The organism is Janthinobacterium kochi, assembly GCF_051380715.1.
In the GTDB taxonomy this organism is placed as follows: Bacteria; Pseudomonadota; Gammaproteobacteria; order Burkholderiales; family Burkholderiaceae_D; genus Janthinobacterium.
Map to the genome: position 1 here is coordinate 1 of NZ_JBNYXO010000004.1, position 17,507 is coordinate 17,507.

Annotated in this window: 9 protein-coding genes; 1 reads left to right on the top strand and 8 read right to left on the bottom strand. The window is 64.5% G+C overall.

The features are described from left to right. The 6 genes from ACQ4WL_RS10440 to ACQ4WL_RS10465 form a co-directional block, all read right to left on the bottom strand. On the bottom strand, positions 1–612 hold a 612-nt coding region (locus ACQ4WL_RS10440), incomplete at its 3' end, for a transposase (protein ID WP_495542728.1). Between the two features lie 250 nt (positions 613–862). Then, the gene (locus ACQ4WL_RS10445) at positions 863–1,594 is read right to left on the bottom strand and encodes a hypothetical protein (protein ID WP_436509658.1); all 732 of its coding nucleotides are present in this window, start codon (positions 1,592–1,594) and stop codon (positions 863–865) included. After that, positions 1,594–2,160, bottom strand: a complete 567-nt coding sequence (locus ACQ4WL_RS10450; RefSeq protein ID WP_436509659.1) for a hypothetical protein — start codon at positions 2,158–2,160, stop codon at positions 1,594–1,596. The genes ACQ4WL_RS10445 and ACQ4WL_RS10450 overlap by 1 nt, the downstream gene beginning before the upstream one ends. 66 nt (positions 2,161–2,226) lie before the next feature. Continuing rightward, a complete protein-coding gene (locus ACQ4WL_RS10455) occupies positions 2,227–2,514 on the bottom strand; it encodes a putative quinol monooxygenase (RefSeq protein ID WP_436509660.1) in 288 nt (95 codons plus the stop codon). 71 nt (positions 2,515–2,585) lie between these two features. Further along, the gene (locus ACQ4WL_RS10460; protein WP_436509661.1) at positions 2,586–3,047 is read right to left on the bottom strand and encodes a GNAT family N-acetyltransferase; all 462 of its coding nucleotides are present in this window, start codon (positions 3,045–3,047) and stop codon (positions 2,586–2,588) included. A gap of 107 nt (positions 3,048–3,154) precedes the next feature. Next, on the bottom strand, positions 3,155–3,517 hold the full coding sequence (locus ACQ4WL_RS10465) for a helix-turn-helix transcriptional regulator (protein WP_436509662.1): 363 nt from the start codon (positions 3,515–3,517) through the stop codon (positions 3,155–3,157). Positions 3,518–3,642: 125 nt separating this feature from the next. Here ACQ4WL_RS10465 and ACQ4WL_RS10470 point away from each other — a divergent pair, with 125 nt between their 5' ends. Continuing rightward, positions 3,643–5,442 (top strand): DUF885 domain-containing protein, encoded by a 1,800-nt coding sequence (locus tag ACQ4WL_RS10470; protein ID WP_436509663.1) that lies wholly within the window; start codon positions 3,643–3,645, stop codon positions 5,440–5,442. 64 nt (positions 5,443–5,506) lie between these two features. Here the strand turns inward: ACQ4WL_RS10470 and ACQ4WL_RS10475 are convergent, their stop codons facing one another. Continuing rightward, positions 5,507–15,628 (bottom strand): YDG domain-containing protein, encoded by a 10,122-nt coding sequence (locus ACQ4WL_RS10475; RefSeq protein WP_436509664.1) that lies wholly within the window; start codon positions 15,626–15,628, stop codon positions 5,507–5,509. Positions 15,629–15,665: 37 nt separating this feature from the next. After that, positions 15,666–17,309 (bottom strand): ShlB/FhaC/HecB family hemolysin secretion/activation protein, encoded by a 1,644-nt coding sequence (locus ACQ4WL_RS10480; protein ID WP_436509665.1) that lies wholly within the window; start codon positions 17,307–17,309, stop codon positions 15,666–15,668. Positions 17,310–17,507 lie beyond the last annotated feature (198 nt).

A 17,507-nucleotide genomic window follows, 5' to 3' on the forward strand; every position in this document is an offset into this window, starting at 1 on the left:
GCGGCGCTGGTTCAATACGGCAGGCATCCAATAGCATGGGTAGCCTCGGTCGAGCAACAGCAGGTCATCCTTGCCAAGCCGGTCGAGCTGTTCGAACAGCATCTGGCGTTCACCGACATCGGTGCTGTATAGCGAGGCCGAGAGCATCAATTCGGCACCGGGCAGAAACAGGCCAAACACCAGTTGATCGGCCACGGCGGCACGTTTGACATGGCTGGCGCGCAAGCCAAAGCGAACGGTCGAGGCGTCAGCGGCGACCAGCCTGAAACCGTGCCAGCGCGGCAGGTAGCCATGCTGCTTTGCTTGTGTAATTAGCCAGTCGTTAAGCTCTGGTATGGCCGTGGTAGCAAGTTTCGAGCGTGCCTGAGCGAAAGCCTGGGCGCTCACCTGGTGCGTCAGTTGCGCCTGCTGTTGCAGATGACCAAAGAATTCATCAAGTTCGGTTTGCACGCTCTTGCGCATGCCGGTGAGCATGAGCGCCACCAAGGACGGTAGCGGCAGTTTGCGGCGCCGTTGAAATGCTGTCGGATGATCAGGATGGCGGGCGGTAAGACGGAACTGGTCGGATTGAAGATGGTCGGAGAAATCGGACAGCAAGGACGCGAGCGACATGAAAGGCCAATGAAGATTAAAAGACCTTCATTGGCCGCCGCCTTGCCGCTGTCGAAAAAAGAGCGGTCAGCAAGGCGGCCGCCGCGCAAAGCCAGTGCCACGTCAAGCACTATTTCATTGATTTGCCAGCAATTGCGCGGGCTTGCTCCTTAACTTGGGTGGATTGGGACGGCGATGGGGGCCGCTTAGCCGCTGGAATAGTATTTGGTCGGGGAGTGCCTTACGTACTCGACAGGAAGCCGGCTACGCCTCAGACCGTATTGCGCCGCAAACCCGCTTCCCGCACGAACACTTGCAGCGCGGGCATGGTTTGGCGGTGCAGCGTTTTCAATTCCGCTTGCAGCGTGGGCGTGATGGACAAGCTGCCGTCCGCTTGCTGGCGCACTGGCAGGCCCAGCGACTGTGCCATTTCCACCGGGTAATTCGTGAAGTCGCCATACGGGCGCTTGCCGTCGACGGACGGGGTGGGCCAGTACCCTTCGCCCAGGTAGTCTTCCGCACCCATGCCCAGCATTTCCAGCGTCATCCACGACTGTTGCCGTAGCAGCGTCAGATGCCGGGCAGTCAAGGCAAACGGCGTCTTGCCGTTGGCATAGCTGCCCGGTTTCAGGTCGGCCATCTGCACGAAGTGGGGCAGCAGCAACGACGCTTCCATCAGGCGCTGGGCGGCCAGCGCCGCATCCTTGCTGGCGATGGCTTGCATGGCCAGCGCCAGTGTGTCGCCTTTGCCCAGCGGGTAGGCCGGATTGAGCATGGGCGCGCCGCTTTCCACGGGCGACCAGCCGATGTTGAAACGCCGTATCAGCGCCAGATGGTGCACGTTGAGTATTTTCGGCAGCGGAGAGTCGAGGGTGGACACGATGCGCTGGCGCACGGCGACGGGCAGGCCGTCATCGGCAGCGCGTACAAGCACGGGAGAGCACAGCAGGGCGCCGGCGAGGTGCAGCAACTGGCGCCGCATGGGCTGGATCAGGTGCGACATCACGGTGCCGTCAAGTCCTGGCGCTGGAATTCGATGCGGTTTTCCTGGTAGTCCCACTTGGTGTAGGGCCCGAACACGCGCCGGTTTTCCTTGCTGTCGGCATTCGACAGCTCGCGTTTCATGCGCCGTACCAAAGCGGGGTCCGTCAGGGGCGCGGTCGTGGCGGCAAACACGTCATGCCGCACGCTTTGTTTGGCGTCGGCGCCGCGCGAGATGATGGTGAGCTTGCGCGAGGCGGGATCGAAGTACAGGCGCATGGCGAAGGTATTCATGTCCTGCAGATACAGGCCGTCGTCGCGTTGCTGGGCATAAAAGTAATCGCCACAAACGGCCTTCGGTTCGCGTTTCCATTCGCAGGACAGGGCGATCAGCAGATGCCGGTCATCGAGTTGCTTGACTAAAATGCGTCCCTTGGAATAGCCCCAGGTGCTGGCCGGCACGGTTGCCGACGAGGCAAGATTGTATTCGCCCACCAGCTTGGTCAGCGGAGCTTGCGCCGAGGCGCCGGCGCAGAGCGTCAAGGCGGCTGCGGCTGCGGCGCCGCGTATCTTGGAAAAGGGTGTCATGATGGCCATAAAAAAAAGTTGCCATATTATAGATGGCAACTCTCCAATATGGCCACGCGCTTGCCCTTACTTCAGCTTGCTCAACTCGGCCACGTCGATCTTGACGGTCTTGTCGCCCACGGCGGCCACCAGCTCCTTGAAGTGGGGCGTTGCGTAATGCGCCGTCAACGCGGCGTTGTCGGTCCATTCTTCCAGCATGATGAAGCGCGTGGAAATCTTGTTGTCGAGGTGTAACTCGTAGCGCAGGCAGGCGCTTTCGGCGCGGCTGGGCGCTACGACTGTTTCCAGGGCGGCGCGCACGGCGTCGATATGGTCAGCTTGGGCATCGATGGTGGCGACGACGATCAGGGTCATGGTGGTCCTTGTAAAGTGGTGGGGCGGGTGCAGCTTAGCGTAGTTTGCCCATTCTTGCCCGCCATGCCCGGTCAGGCTGCGCCGAGCTGTATCACGGCCAGCATGTCGTTGCCATCGGCATCCATGCCTTTTTCCACGAATCCCATGCTGGCATAGAACTGTTTAGCGTTGGCATTACCGGGCTTGTAGCAAATTTCGATGCTGCGCGCATCCGGCCGGGCGCGCATTTCCGCCAGCGCCAGGGCGAGGGCGGCGCGCCCATGGCCTTGCCCCTGGCGCCGGTGATCGATCATGAAACGCCAAATCTGGTAGTGGCCGGGTGGATCTTCGTCATCGGGCGAAACGAACATCAGGAAACCAATGACTTCCTCAGCGCAATACACGGCGCGCGTATGCATGGTGGCGGGGTAAAAGCTGGCCTGCGCGATGGAATAGTCGTTGCTGGCCAGATAGTCGCGCTGCTGGGGCAGCAAGGGCAGTTCGCTGATGATGTCAAAATTGTCGGCCGTGACAGGGCGCAGGCTGATGTGCATGTTCGAAGGTATTAAAAGGCAGGACTTGGTATTCTGCGTACAAATTGTTAAATAGTCAATATGGTTCCATCGCCCGCCTTTCGCCGCCGCGTGATGCCTCTGCCTGTCTAGAGTCCGGCCGCATCGCTCCGGCAGCGCGCCGTCGGCAGCGCGAACTGGGTCTTGAAGAAGCGGGTGAACGCGCTTTGCAAAGAAACCCCCAGGCGCTCGCCGATGTCCGCCACGCTCATGCTTGTTTCGCGCAGCAGGCGGCGCGATTCGCCGCTCTTGGCGCGCAATTCCAGCGCGCGGAACGAGGTCTGCTCCTGCTGCAATTGCCCCTGCGCGTGCCGCAGCGCGTGCGGCGCCAGCATGGCGTTGAACTGGGCGAAGGACAGGTACAGCGCGAACCACGGCGCCTTGTCCTGGAAGCCGGCATGGAAGGCGGCGGCCGCGCCATCGTCGTAGGCGCGCGCGACCAGCGACAGCATGCGGAAATCGGACGGGCCGCCCAGTGCGGCCTGTCCCCGTCCGATTGACAGTCCCCTGGCGCTCGCCGATACTGGCCGCTTCGTTCGCCGTTTTGTTCGCCGATTCTGCCAGGAAGGAAACCCCGATGTCCGTCACTCCGCAATTGTGCAAGACTGTGCTAGTAGCCGCGCTTGCAACCGCGCTGGCCATGCCCGCCATGGCCGCCGTTCCTGCAACTGCCAGCGCTTCAGCGGCCTGGGTTGAAGCCAGCAACCGCAACGCGGCCATCGTGCTGGCGGCGCAGGCGCAGTTTTCGCCCGAAAACGCTTCCGACACCGGCCTGGCGCAGTACGACGGCCTGGCCGCCGACCTGGGCCCCGATATTGTCGAACGCCAGGTGGCGGCCATGCAGCAGGCGCGCGCGCAATTGCAGCAAAAACTGGAACTGGAACGCGACGAACGCATCCGCCAGGACCTGGAAATTCTGATCGGCGCCGTCGACCAGGAAATCGCCGGCGCCCGGCTGGACGCCAGGTACACCTTGCCGTGGGTCGATGTGCCGCAAATGGTTTTTGGCAGCATGCAAAGCCTGCTGCAGGAACAGCGCCCGGCCGCGCGCCGCGCCAAGGCGCTCGAACGCCTGCAGCGCTACGTGGGGCAATACCCGGGCAGCATGCCGATCACGCAGCAAGCCAAGGCGCGCTTCACGGAAAAGATCGGCCAGCCTGGCCTGGCCGGCCCCGTGCGCCTGCAGGTGGAACAGTCGCTGGAAAACCTGCCGACCTATATCGCCGGCATCCGCAAGCTGTTCGCCGACATGAAAATCACTGGCGCCGAACCTGCGCTGGCGGCCATGGAACAGCAGTTGAACGAATACGCGGCGTGGGAAAAGCAGGTGGTGCTGCCCCTGTCGCGCACGGATTTCCGCATGGCGCCCGAGCTGTATGCGTTTCGCCTGAAGCAGGTGGGCATCGATATCGCGCCGCGCGCGCTGGTCGAACGGGCGCAAGTGGCTTACCTGGAAACGCGCGCCGCCATGCAGGCGCTGGCGCCCGTAGTGGCGGCGAAAATGTCGATGAAGGGTGTCGATGGCAGTGATTACCGCCAGGTGCTGCGCGCGCTGAAAAGCGATTCGATTCCCAACGGACAGCTCGAAGCGCACTACAAGGGCGTCAATACGCAACTGGAGGAACGCATCGCCCGGCAGCGCGTGGTCGATATTCCCGCGCGCGCCATGACCATGCGCCTGGCGTCCGCCGCCGAATCGGCAGCCCAGCCGGCGCCGCATATGCGTCCGCCTCCGCTGATAGGCAATGCGGGAGAACACGGCCAGTTCGTCCTGCCCGTCAGCAATCCGGCTGCCAGCGGCAAGGGCGAAGCGTATGACGATTTCAATTTCGCGGGCGCCGCCTGGACCCTGAGCGCGCACGAGGGCCGCCCCGGCCACGAGCTGCAGTTCAGCGCCATGGTGGAGCGGGGCGTGTCGCAGGCGCGCAGCCTGTACGCGTTCAACAGCGTCAACGTGGAAGGCTGGGCCCTGTACGCGGAAGCGGAGATGATCCCGTACGAGCCAGCCGAAGGCCAGTTCATCGCGCTGCAATTCCGCATGCTGCGCGCGGCGCGCGCCATGCTCGACCCAATGCTGAACCTGGGGCAGGTCACGCGCGAAGAGGCGGGCCGCATCCTGACGGATGAAGTGATGCTGTCGCAACCGATGGCGCGCCAGGAGCTGGACCGCTATACCTTCAACGCGCCGGGCCAGGCGGGCAGCTATTTTTATGGCTACACGCGCATCCTGCAGCTGCGCGCGGAAACGGAACTGGCGCTGGGCGCGCAATTCGACCGCCTGGCCTTCAATAACTTCCTGCTGGGGCAGGGCCTGCTGCCGCCGGATTTGCTGGCCAAGGCCGTGCGCGAGCAGTTCATCCCGGCGCAAAAAGGCTGACGTAAAAAAAGGCGCATCCCGTACGGGACGCGCCATTCATGCCGCGTTTTCCACTTCTTCCTTGTCAGCGTTCCGCCACCACCATGGTGGCGCGCTGGCTGCCGATCACCAGCACGATTTCCAAAGGCAGGGCGCCATTTGGTACCTGCTTGACCACGAACGACTTGCTGTCGGCGTTATAGCTGATCCAGGATGGCAGCGCGCTGCCGTCGGCCAGTTGCGCCCGCACCGGCACGCGGTTGATGGCGGCCGCTTCGACCACCTGCGCCGGTAGCGGGAAGCCGAAGCCGTTGCCGGCGTCGACGATCTGCTTGGGCACCGATACCGCAATCGCGCCGCTTTGCTGCTGCGACGCCGGACGTACCAGCGATACCGAGATGCCTGCCGTATCGGCTTGTGCCGCCGGCGTTAGGCTGCCCGCGGCCGGCGTGGCTGCGGGCGCCGTGCTGCTCAAACCCGCTCCCGTTCCCGCTCCGGTGCCTGGCAAGTCGCCGAGCGGCGGCATGCTCAGGCCCGGCGCGACGCGCTGTTCGGCCAGCGGCAGGGCCGGCAGCGGTGGTGGCGTCACCACCACCGGCGGCGGCACTTGCGCGGCCGCGTCGGCGATATCGGCGCTCAGGCCCTGCGGCGGGCTCAGGGCGTAGTTGCCGGCGTCGGCGCCGGCCAGCGCATAACCGCTGACGCTCACCGGCTTGGCCGTGCCGGCCGTGGCGTCGGCAAAGCTGGCGCTGGCCGTCCCGGTCAAGGCCACCTCGTCTTCGCCGATTACATTGATGGCGGCCGTGCCATTCAAGGTGGCCGTGGCGTTGCCGTCGAAGGTCTTGCTGTTGGCGCGCACGCCCGTCACGGTAATTGGCGCCGGCGTGATGCTGCCCGCCAATCCCGGCTGCTGGCCGATGACATAGTTGCTGTCGCTGGCGGCATAGCCGGCCAGGGTAATCGCCTTGCCCGTGCCGACATTTTTGTCGGCGAACTGGCCGGTACCCGCGCCACCGACCGTCACCACTTCGCCATCGAAACCCGTGACGGTTGCCGTGCCCGACAAGGCCACGTTGCGCGTGCCGTCATAGGTCTTGGCCGCCGCCAGGCTCAAGCCGCTGACCTGCAGCACGGCTGGCGTGACGCTGCCTGTCAGGCCGGCCGGCTGCAGCAGCACGTAGTTGCTGTCGCTGGAGCTGTAACCGGTGACAGTCACCGCCTTGCCCGTGCCGGCGTTCTTGTCGGCATAGCTGCCGCTGCCCGTGCCCAGCACGCTGACCACGTCGCTTCCCAGCGCCGTGACGGTCGGTGTGCCGGCCAATAGCGCGTTCAGGCTGCGGTCATAGCTGCGCTGCTGTACCGACACACCCGTCACCTGCAAGGTGGCCGGCGTGATGCTGGCCGTCGTCGTGGCCGTGGTGGAGGCAAGGCTGTAATTGCCCGCATCCGCGCCGCCAGCGGCGATGCCTTTTACGGTGATGACCTTGTTGCTGCCCGCGTTTTTGTCGGCAAAGCTTGCCGAGGTGTTCGACAAGGTCAGCACGTCGCCGGCGATACGGTCATCGCGCAAGGTGACGCCGGCGTTGGTCGAGGTGTCGTACACGCGGTCGACGCCGGTGGCGCTGGCGTTCAACACGCGTGGCGTGATGGTGCTGCTGCCATTGCCGACCAGGGTGACGCTGTAGTTGGCGCCGCCATTGCCGTCGCTGAGCGTGGCGGCGCCAAAATTGACGGTCTTGTTGCCGTTGCCGGCGTTCTTGTCGGCGTAGCTGAAGCTGGCGCCGGTGACGCTATCGCCTTCTACCAGCGCCGCCGACAGCGAGGACAAATCGCCGGCGCTGGCGGTATAGGCGACGGTGCCGTCATACACCTTGCTGATGGCAGACGCGTTCAGCACAATGGCTTTTGGCGTGATCACGCCGCTGCCCGTGGCCAGGGTTGGCAGCAGGTAGTTCGACAGGACCGTATTGGCGCCAGCCGTATAGTCGGCGCCGGTCAGGCCGATGCTGACAGTACGGTTACCCGCATTGCGGCTGTCGAAACTGCCCGTCGTCTTGTTGACATGGACCGACTCGCCGCTGGCCAGGCCCGTGAGGGCATAGCTGGCGGCGTCGATTTGCGCGGCGCTGCTACCGTCATAGCTGCGCGTGACAGCGCTGAAAGGACTCAGGGCCAGCTGGGCCGGCGTAATGGTGCCCGTCAGGCCGGCTTGCTGGCCAATGGCGTAGTTGCCGTCGCTGGACGTCAGGCCGGAGACCGTGATCGCCTTGCCGCTGCCGGCGTTCCTGTCAAGGAACTGGCCGGTGCCGACGCCGCCCACCGTCACCACTTCGTTGCCGAAACCGCTGACGGTCGGTGCGCCGGTGATCGTCACGTTAGTCGTGCCGTCATAGGTTTTCGACACGCCCAGATCCAGGCCGGACAAGGCCAGCACGGCCGGTGTGACGGTGGCGCTCAAGCCGGTCGGCTGCAGCAGCACATAGTTGCTGTCGCTGGAGGCATAGCCGCTGACCGTGATCGCCTTGTCTGTTCCAGCGTTTTTATCGGCGAACTGGCCGATGCCGGTGCCGGTGACATTGACGATGTCGTTGCCCAGGGCCGTGACCACGGCCGTGCCGCTCAAACCGGCATTGCGGGAGGTGTCGTAGGTGCGGTCTTGCGCCGACACGCCTGTCACCCGCAAAGTGGCCGGCGTGATGCTGGCCGTCGTCGTGGCCGTGGTGGAGGCAAGGCTGTAATTGCCCGCATCCGCGCCGCCAGCGGCGATGCCGTCGACGGTGATGACCTTGTTGCTGCCCGCGTTTTTGTCGGCGAACGTGGCCGAGGTATTCGACAAGGTTAGCACGTCATCGGCGATACGGTCGTCCTGCAAGGTGACGCCGGCATTGGTCGAGGTGTCGTACACGCGGTCGATGCCGATGGCGCTGGCGTTCAACACGCGCGGCGTGATGGTGCTGCTGCCATTGCCGACCAGGGTGACGCTGTAGTTGGCGCCGCCATTGCCGTCGCTGAGCGTGGCGGCGCCAAAATTGACGGTCTTGTTGCCGTTGCCGGCGTTCTTGTCGGCATAGCTGTAGCTGGCGCCTGTGACGCTATCGCCTTGCACCAGCGCCGCCGACAGCGAGGTCAAATCGCCGGCGCTGGCGGTATAGGCGAGGGTGCCGTCATACACCTTGCTGATCGCGGGAGCATTCAATGTGATGGCTTTCGGCGCGATGACAGCGGTTCCCGCTGCGCTGGTCGGCAGCACGTAGTTGCCCAGCAGTGTGCTGGAACCGGCCGTGAAGTCGCCCCCGGCCAGGGTGGCGCTGACCGTGCGCGTGCCCGCGTTGCGGCTGTCGTAGCTGCCATTGAGCGTGCCGACATGGATGGTTTCACCCGCTACCACGCCGTCCAGTGCAACATTGCCGCCCGTCAGGCTGGCGCTGGCCGTGCCATCGTAGCTGCGGCCCAGCGCGCCGGTCAGGCTGGCACTGAGCGACTTGGCGGCAATGCTGCCGCCGCCGCTGGCCGATACCGGCAGGCTGTAGTTCGACAGTGTGGTGCCCGAGCCGGCGGTGAACTCGCCGGCCGACAGGCTGGCCGTCACGCTGTTGGCGGTGGCCACATTGACGCTGTTGTAGACGCCGGCCGTTTGCGTGACGCTGGCCGACTGCGTGCCGACAAAGCCAGACAGGCTGAAGTTGCCGGCACCCAGCAAGGCGCCGCTGCCGCCGTCATAGGTCTTGCTGATCGTTCCCGTCAAGCTGGCGCTCAGGGCTTTCGGCGTGATGCTGGCGCTGCCGGTGGCCATCGTCGGCAGGATATAGTTGGCCAGCGAGGTGCCGCCGCCTGCCGCGAAATCGGCACCGGACAAGCTGGCGCTGACGCTGTTCGCGCCCAGCACATCGGCCGAGTTGTACAGGCCCGCCGCCTGGCTGACGCTGACCGACTGGCCGCCGACCAGGCCCACCAGCTGATAATTGGCGCCGTTCAGCACAGCCGCCGTATCGCCGTCGTAGGCCTTGCTGACACCGGTGAGGGTGGCGCTCAGCGCCTTGGCGGTGATGCTGCCAGTGCCGGTGGCCGATACCGGCAAGATATAGTTGCTGGCAAAGGTAGCCGCGCCGGCGCTGAAGTCGCCGGCGGCCAGGGTGGCACTGACGCTGCCGGCGCTAATGTCGCTCGCGTTGAACAGGCCGCTGGTATTGGTGATGCTGAACGATTCCGAACCGACCAGGCCGCTCAATACATAGTTGCCGGCTGCCAAAGTGGCGGCATTGCTGGCGTCATACACCTTGCTTACGCCAGTCAGGCTGGCCGTCAGGGCCTTGGCCGCCACCGTGATGGTGCGCGGCGTGTTGCTGCCCAGCGCTACCGCATAGCCGTTGTTGCCGGTCGCGCCCGACAGGTCGACCGTGATGGCGTACGGGCCGCCTGCGACGCCGGCATTGGCCGCCGCGCCAGCGGACGTTGCGGTGATGATACCCGACAGCGCGGTGGCCACCGTGTCGCCCAGATAGGCGCCGGCCACCGCCGCTTGCGCGCCGGCCAGGCTGACCACGCGGTCGGCCAGGGTGGTGCCGGTACTCAGGTCTTCGCCATACGTCTTGCTGACGTTTTGCGTGCCGACGGTGATGGTGGGCTGGTAGGCGAACAGATAGCGGTTGCCGCTCTGTACCGTACCGCTGCCGTTGTAGCTGGCGTTCCAGATGGCCGTATTCTGGCTGTCCAGGGCGCCATACGTACTGCCGCCCGGCGCATTGGCGTACACCAGCCAGCGCGCAGCGGGGTCGCTCATGGCGATACTGCCGGCGCCATTGCCGGAATTGTTGTTGAAATTGCCCTTGGCGGCCAGGGTCACGGCCGTACCGGCGCCGCTGGCGCTCAGGACCGCGCCCGCGTTCAGGGTGACGTCGGCGCCGATGCCGCGATAACCGAGGTCGAAGCCACAGCAGTTGGCGGCCAGGTTCGGCAGGTCGCCCACCGTGCCGGCGCCATTGCCCTGATTGATCAGTTTGATGGTGGCGCCGGTGATGCTGTTGACGCTGATGGAGCCGGCCATATGGTTGGTCTTGTCGCTGCCATCGGCCATCAGCAGCGATACATTGCCGGTGCCGGCGTCGATCTTCGCCGCCACGCCCTGCTTGTCGACGCCCATGCTGAGGGTGGCGATGCCGGCGTCGCGGTAGGCGTCGTTGACGCCGTTGGCCAGACTGTCGTTGGCGGTCAGGTTCAAATCGCGGTTGCCCGTGATGATGTCGCCCAGCACCGTGATGCTGCGCCCGGCCTGCATGGTCAGCGCGCCGCCGGCCACGCCGCCGGTGGCGTCGATGGCGCTTTTCACAAAGATGTCGTTATTCGCCTGCAAGGTCACGCTGGTGCCCGTTTTCAGCACGCCAGCGATATAGTCGGGGGTCATGGCCTGGGTTGCACCCTGGGCATCGCCGAACTGGGTCTCGCCCGGCAGCATCATGGCGCCCGGTGTGGGCATGGCCGGCGCGAGCAGCACCACATGGCCATTGTCGCCGGTGAAGGTCACCGCCGCGGCGCCGCCGGACGTGAGCGAAATATTTGGACTATAGCCTAGGCCACCCCAGAAACGGCCATTCGGATTGCCCACCGCTGCGTTGCCGGCACCGACCACGCCGATCAGGGGCACGCTGGCATCGGTGATGTAATTGACCGCACCGCCACCGCAATTCCAGTCCGGCGAGATGATGAAATAGCCGTTGTTGGCGTAATCGGCGCTGTTGCTCGCATAGTAATTGGCCGGCGCCAGCCCGGTGCCGACGTAGTCGTTGGTGTGGCTGCCCACCAGCGCGTTGGCGCCGGACATGATGTTCTGGTTGCCTTGGGCGGCGTAGTCGTTCAGGCGGCCAGTGTTGCCGTCAACCCAGCTGACGGCGCCGGCGTTGACCACGCCACCAACGTCGAGGGTGGGGTTGGCCACCACGTAGTTACCGTTCGACAGCGCGACATAATAGTAGCTGCCCAGGGCGTCGTTTTCCTTTTCGCCCATCAAACTGTTGGCGCGGGTGATGTCGCCCTTGACGCCGGTGGCGCCATTGCCCCACGTCACGGCGCCGGCGTATTGTTTCGTATCGTTAGTCCAGTTGTAGCTGAGGGCCACGTAGTTGCCGGTAAACCGTTGCAGGCCGGTAGTGGCATCGAGGTTGTACAGGTAGTCTACGTAGATACCCACATTGTCGCCGCTGTGGCTGCCGACCAGGCTGTTGGCGCCGGAAACGATATTGTGGTTGCCTTGCGCCGCATGGTCGGACAGGCGTCCGCTGCTGCCGTCGATCCAGGTCAGGGCGCCGGCGCCGATAGCGGCGCCATTGTCCCAGGACTGGTTCTGGATCAGGTAGTTGCCGTTGACGGGCAGGGCGGTCAGCCCCCAGTTTTTCACGTCATCGGTTTTCAGGCCCAGCACGCTGTTGCTGTCCGAGATGGTGCCGCTCAGTGCAGCCGTACCGCTGCCCCAGGTCACCGCCCCCGCATCAACGATGCTGCCATTGTTCCATTTGTTGCTGGTGACAACGTAGTTGCCGGAATAGGTGACATTGCCGGCGCCGTCGTAACCGCTCTGCAGCAGTGTGAGGCCATAGCTGTTGTTCTGGGCCAGGCCCACCATATCGTCCTGCACGCTGCCGACCAGGCTGTTGCTGGCGGAAACCATGCCCACCGTGGGCGTCCCGGCGCCGTCGCTCCAGCTGACCGCGCCGGCGCGCAGGGCGGCGCCATTGCGCCAGTAATTGCTGATCGTGACATAGTTGCCGTTGGACAGGGCCGTGACGCCATTCGCGATCGTATCGTAATGGGTGATGGTAGGGGGGGTGGCGTTGGCGGCACTGGTGATCACATCTTTGGGCACCAGGTAGCCGCCGATGAAGTCCGCGGTATTGCTGCCCAGCAGGCTATTGGTGGCGGTAATGGTATGGCCGCCATTGACGGTGGCGCCGGTGGCGCCGCTGCTCCAGGTGACGGCGCCGCGCGTGCCGTTGAACATCGGGCTGGCGACCACGTAATTGCCGTTGCTCAGCAAAGTGATGCTGCTCGATTCATTGAGGAAGGCAGCAATGTTGTTTTCTTGATAGGAGGTATACTGATAGCTGCCGATGCGGTCGTTGGCATAGGTGCCCACCAGGCTGTTGCCGGTGCCCACCACGCCCACGCTCGGCGTGCCGCCGCTCGACCACGTCACGGCACCGGCCTTGGCGTTGCTGCCATTGGCCCAGTAGGGGCTCAGAACGACATAGTTGCCATTGCCCTTGAGCTCCATGATGCCGTTGGAACCGACCTGGTCGTTCGCTTGTGCACCGACCAGACTGGTGCTCGCCGAGACGTCGCCGCTCTGGTCGGCCTTGGCCTTGCCGGTGCTGCCATCGACCAGCGTGGCCGCCCCCTTGCCGCTGCTCCAGTTCGGACTGATGACGACATAGTCATTATTTGCCAGCATGGTGATGCCGCGGCTGCCGACATTGTCGCCGGTGTTGGCGCCGACCACGCCGTTGCCGGCCACGGTGATGGTCTTGACATCGGTGCTGAACGGCACCCAGGTGGCTGCGCCGCGCCCGTCATTCCAGCTGGAACTACTGATGACAAATGCGTTGTTCGACGGCAGCAGGGTCAGGCCGCCGCTGGACAGGTTGTCGCCGGCACTGCCGACCAGGCTGTTGCTGGCCGATACTAGGCCGGTGATGGGGGTGACGCCGTCGAACGAGGTCAGCGCGCCCGAGGAATTTTTCCAGTCCGAGCCGTAGACCACGAATTGCGAACCGGTCAGCACCGTCAGGTATTTGCCGACCTTGTCGGTGCCGGTGCCGCTCCCGGAGACATCAAAGCGGGTGACGTCGCCGACCAGGCTGTTGGAGGAACCGACCGTGCCCTTGATGCCGGTCGTGCCGGAGCCGAACGTGACGGCGCCCACGCCCTTGTTCCAGCCGGAATTGGCGACGACATAGTTGCCGTTTTCCAGTACCGTCACGCCGTTGCCGACCAGGTCGCCATCTTTGTATGACAGGGGGCCATCGGCGGGCACGCGTGTCATCGCCGTGCTGCCGATCAGGCTGTTCGCCGCGCTGACCACGCCCGATACGCCGGTGCTGCCATTGCCGAAGGTGAGCGCACCGCGGTTGTCGAACCAGCTGGCCGTGCCGATCAGGTAGTTGCCATTGTTCAGTACCGTGATCGCGGCACCGCCGACATTGTCCGAGGTCGCCAGGTTCATGCTGCTCTGGTGCGTGCCGTGGCTGCCGACCAGGCTGTTGCTCGATGAGACGGCCATGGCGCTGGCGCCCCAGCCGGTGGTGCCATTACCCCAGGTGACAGCGCCCATGCCGCCGTTCCACAAGTTGCTGGAAACGACATAGTTGCCGTTGGTCAGGGACGTCACGCCATTGCTGCCGACCTTGTCGCCCGCGTGCGTGCCGTACAGGGTCGAGATCAGCGCCTGGTCGCTCTGGCGGAACAGATAGGCGGCGCCCGAGTCGGTCGCACCGAGGTTGTCGTTGGGATTGGTGACGACGATGTAGCCGGTGCGCGTGACGGTGCTGCCCGAGGTGGTAGTGAGGGCAGCGTTGATTGTGCCGAAGCTGCCGCCGACGGTCGGATGCGGATCGGGCAGCTCCAGCTGGCCCGACAGGTCGTTGCTGATGTAGATGTCTTTCGGATCGAGCAGCAGGGTGCCCGACTTGCCCTTCGGTGCGTGGGCATTGGCGGTGCCGCCGAAATACAGGGTTTGCTTGCCCGATACTTCCAGCATGCCGCCATCGCCCCCAGCTGCGCCGCCGCGCGCACTGACGTCACCAGCAAACACGGTTTTTTCATCGGACCAGACCACCACCTTGCCGCCGTCGCCCTTGCCGGTGGCGTCGGCGTTCAGCGTGACGCCGGTACCGACCGAGGTTGTTGCCGCATTGCGCACGCTGGCGTTGCCGCCCTGGTAGTCGCCGCCGACCAGAATCGTGCCGCCCTTGCTCACGCCCGTGGCGCTGACTTTCGCGCCCATCAGCGACACATCGTGGGCCGTGATGACGACCTTGCCGCCTTGCTCGCCGTCGGCGTTGTAGCTGCCCGAGGTATACACCTTGCCGGCGCCGCCATCGATGCTGATGCTGCCGCCACCCTGGGCCGAGATCACGGCGCTGGTGGTTTCCACCAGGCCATTGGCCAGCGTGCTGGAGATGGCGCCGCCGCCATCGGCGCGCACGGTGCCGCTGCTGGCCATGCGGTCGCCGGTGATGGCCACCTTGCCGCCTGCGCCCGAGGCATCGAGGCTGCCGCTGTTGTCGACCAGGCCCGAACTGTCGAGCACGATCTTGCCGCCGCGCGAGGACAAGCCCGTCGCCGCCACGCTGCCCGTATTGCGCACCACGCCGCCTTGCAATTCATTGGCAGCCTGGGCCGACATGATGATCATGCCGCCCGGCGCCTGCACCGCCGAGCCGTTCTCCACCAGCGCGGCAATCGCCGAGGGCGACACCAGCACGCCGGCCAGGGTGCGGCTGTCGCTAAACTGCAGGGAAATCTGCTCGCCGGCGGCCATCGCCACCGTGCCTGCCTGGGCGATCACGATGCCGTTGTTGCGCACCTGGGGCGCCAGCAGGGCGATATAGCCACCCAGGGCAGCATTCAGGCTGCCATCGTTGACGACGCTGCCGGTGGCGCCATTGCGCGCGAAGGTATTGCTGCCAGCCATGAAGTCGGCCGTGGCGATGGTATGCGTGGTGGCCACCAGGCCGCCCACGTTGACGGACGAGGTGGGGCCGAAATACACGCCATTCGGGTTGCTCAGGAACACCTGGCCATTGGCCGTGATGCGGCCGAAGATCTGGCTGGCCTGGCTGTCCTGCACCCGGTTCAGGGTCACCGAGCCACTGTTTGGCTGCTGGAAATTGACCTGTGCCTGCGACCCCACATTGAAGCTCTGCCAGTCGATCGCGCCGCGCTGGGTGGCCTGCTTGATCGTCATCTGGCTGCCGCCCTGGGTGATCGTCGCCGCGCCGCCCACCACCTGGCCGCCGGTCGGCAATTGGTTGGCCCCCGGTGGCCCGGCCCAGGCGAAGGGCGCCAGGCCCAGCCCCGCAAACAGCGCGGCCATGAAGGCGCCGCGCCCGCTGCTCTTGCCGCGTCCGCGCACGTTTTCGGCGACGGCGACCCAGGCGCCCTGTTTTTCACTCCAGATCAGGCGATAGAAGCGGTTGATGGTGGCGTGTCCGTTCATGTGGATTCTCTCTCATTATTCTAATAGGGCGACAGGGTCAGAAAGGCAGCGAAGCTTGCAGCCAGAAGCGGCTCTTGTGCAGCGTGCCGTCCTGGTCGCTGCCGTTGATGTTTGGATTCGGATTGTTGCCGATGCGGCGTGCCCAGGCGGCCCGCAGGTTCAGGCGGAAGTCGCTGACCCAGTTTACGGCCAGACCCGCGCCTTTCAGGTCATAGCTGTTGACGATGGCCGCGCCATTGATGGCGTTGTCGTGGTTGACTTTCACGTGGCCCCAGTCATAGAAACCGGTCAGGCCGAAGCCGGCCGGCAGGCGCCAGCGTAGTTCCAGGTTGAGCAACTGGCCATCGCTGCCGCCCGCTTCGCTGGCAGGATAGGCGCGCACGCCATAGTTGCCGCCAAGGTAAAATTTTTCAGAGGAATCGAGGTTCTTGCTCGCTTGCTGGCCGGACAGCGCAGCAAACAGCGACCAGCTGTCCGTCAGCGACTGCTGGCGGCTCAGGTAGTAACGCAGCTTGGTGAAATTGCCGGCCGCGCGCGTCGTGGCGGCGTCCGCCAGTTGACTGGGCGAACCGTCCAGGTCCAGCTTGCCGTGCAGCAGGCTGAGACTGGCCGCATTCGCGCCGCCGCCGCCCAGGCTGTCGAACAGATTGCCCGACAGGCCGGCCGAGAAGCCGCGGATCGTGTAATTGCTGCTGGTGGCGCGGTTTGCCTCGTTGTCGAAACGCTTGTCGTCATAATTGAGTTGCAGATACAGATTGCGCAGGCGCGAGCGCAGCAGCGGGTAGCTGGCGTCAACGCCCAGCGTGTTCGAACTGCCCTTGGCGTGCAAGGCGGCAAATTCGTCGGCCGTCAGGCGGTACGACAGATGCGAGCCGCTCACGCCCGTACGCCAGCCGGCGCTGCCCAGCGGCAGGCTGTAAGCTAGGCGCGCATAGTCGCTGCCTTCGGTATGGATCAGGTTGGTGATCAGCTGGTCACCGAGCTGCAAGGGGCTGTTGAGGGTCAGGTTGAGGCTGGCGCGGGTGGTGCCGGTGGAGCGGTTGCCCGTGTTGTCGACGGCGGCGTCGCCTGCCAGCCACGCCTCGTCGGCCAGCTTGACCACCAGCTCGGTTTCGCTTTCCTGCTGGCCGGCGGCCAGATTGCCGCTGGCGCTGATGCCTGGCAAGTCGTCAATGATCAGCAAGGCGCGGTCGAGCGCATCGGCGTTGAGTGGCGCGCCGACAGGCTGGGCGCTGGTAACATACGGCGTGATGCGCGCCAGCGGCATGCGGGTGGTGGCCTGGTCGCCCGGGTTGACGCGCACGCCGCCAAACACGGCTTCCACGATCTGGATGGTGACGGTGCCACCATCGATTTCCTGGCGCGGCAGGTAGGCGCGCACGATCCAGCCGGCCTGGCGATAGGCCGCCGCCACGGCCAGCGCTGCGTTTTGCAGGTCCTGAAACGATAGTGGCCGCTCCAGGTAGGGCGCCACCGCCTGGGCCAGTACGGCTTCGCTCAGCAAGGTATTGCCCTGGAAACGGAATTGCCTGACGGTGACGGACAGGCCCTGCACATCCTGCATCGGTGGCGGCGCCGGCAACAGTTCCTGCGGCGACTTTTTCGGCAGGACAGGGGCGCGCCCCCTTTCCATCTGCTGTAACAAGGAGCCGGCGTCAGGCGTATTTTGTGCGTGGGCCAAGTTAATTGAAGCAAGCAATAAACTGATCAATAGCGGTTTATGTGTGGGCATGTTTTTCACAGTCAGGATGCAGCCCTTTGCGGGGCATAGGATTAGTTCTCCAGATATAATAATTTTAATGTGAGGTGCTCAAAATTACTATTTATCGAATTAAATAAAGTGCACTGGAGCAACATTAAATTGCATTAATAGTAATAG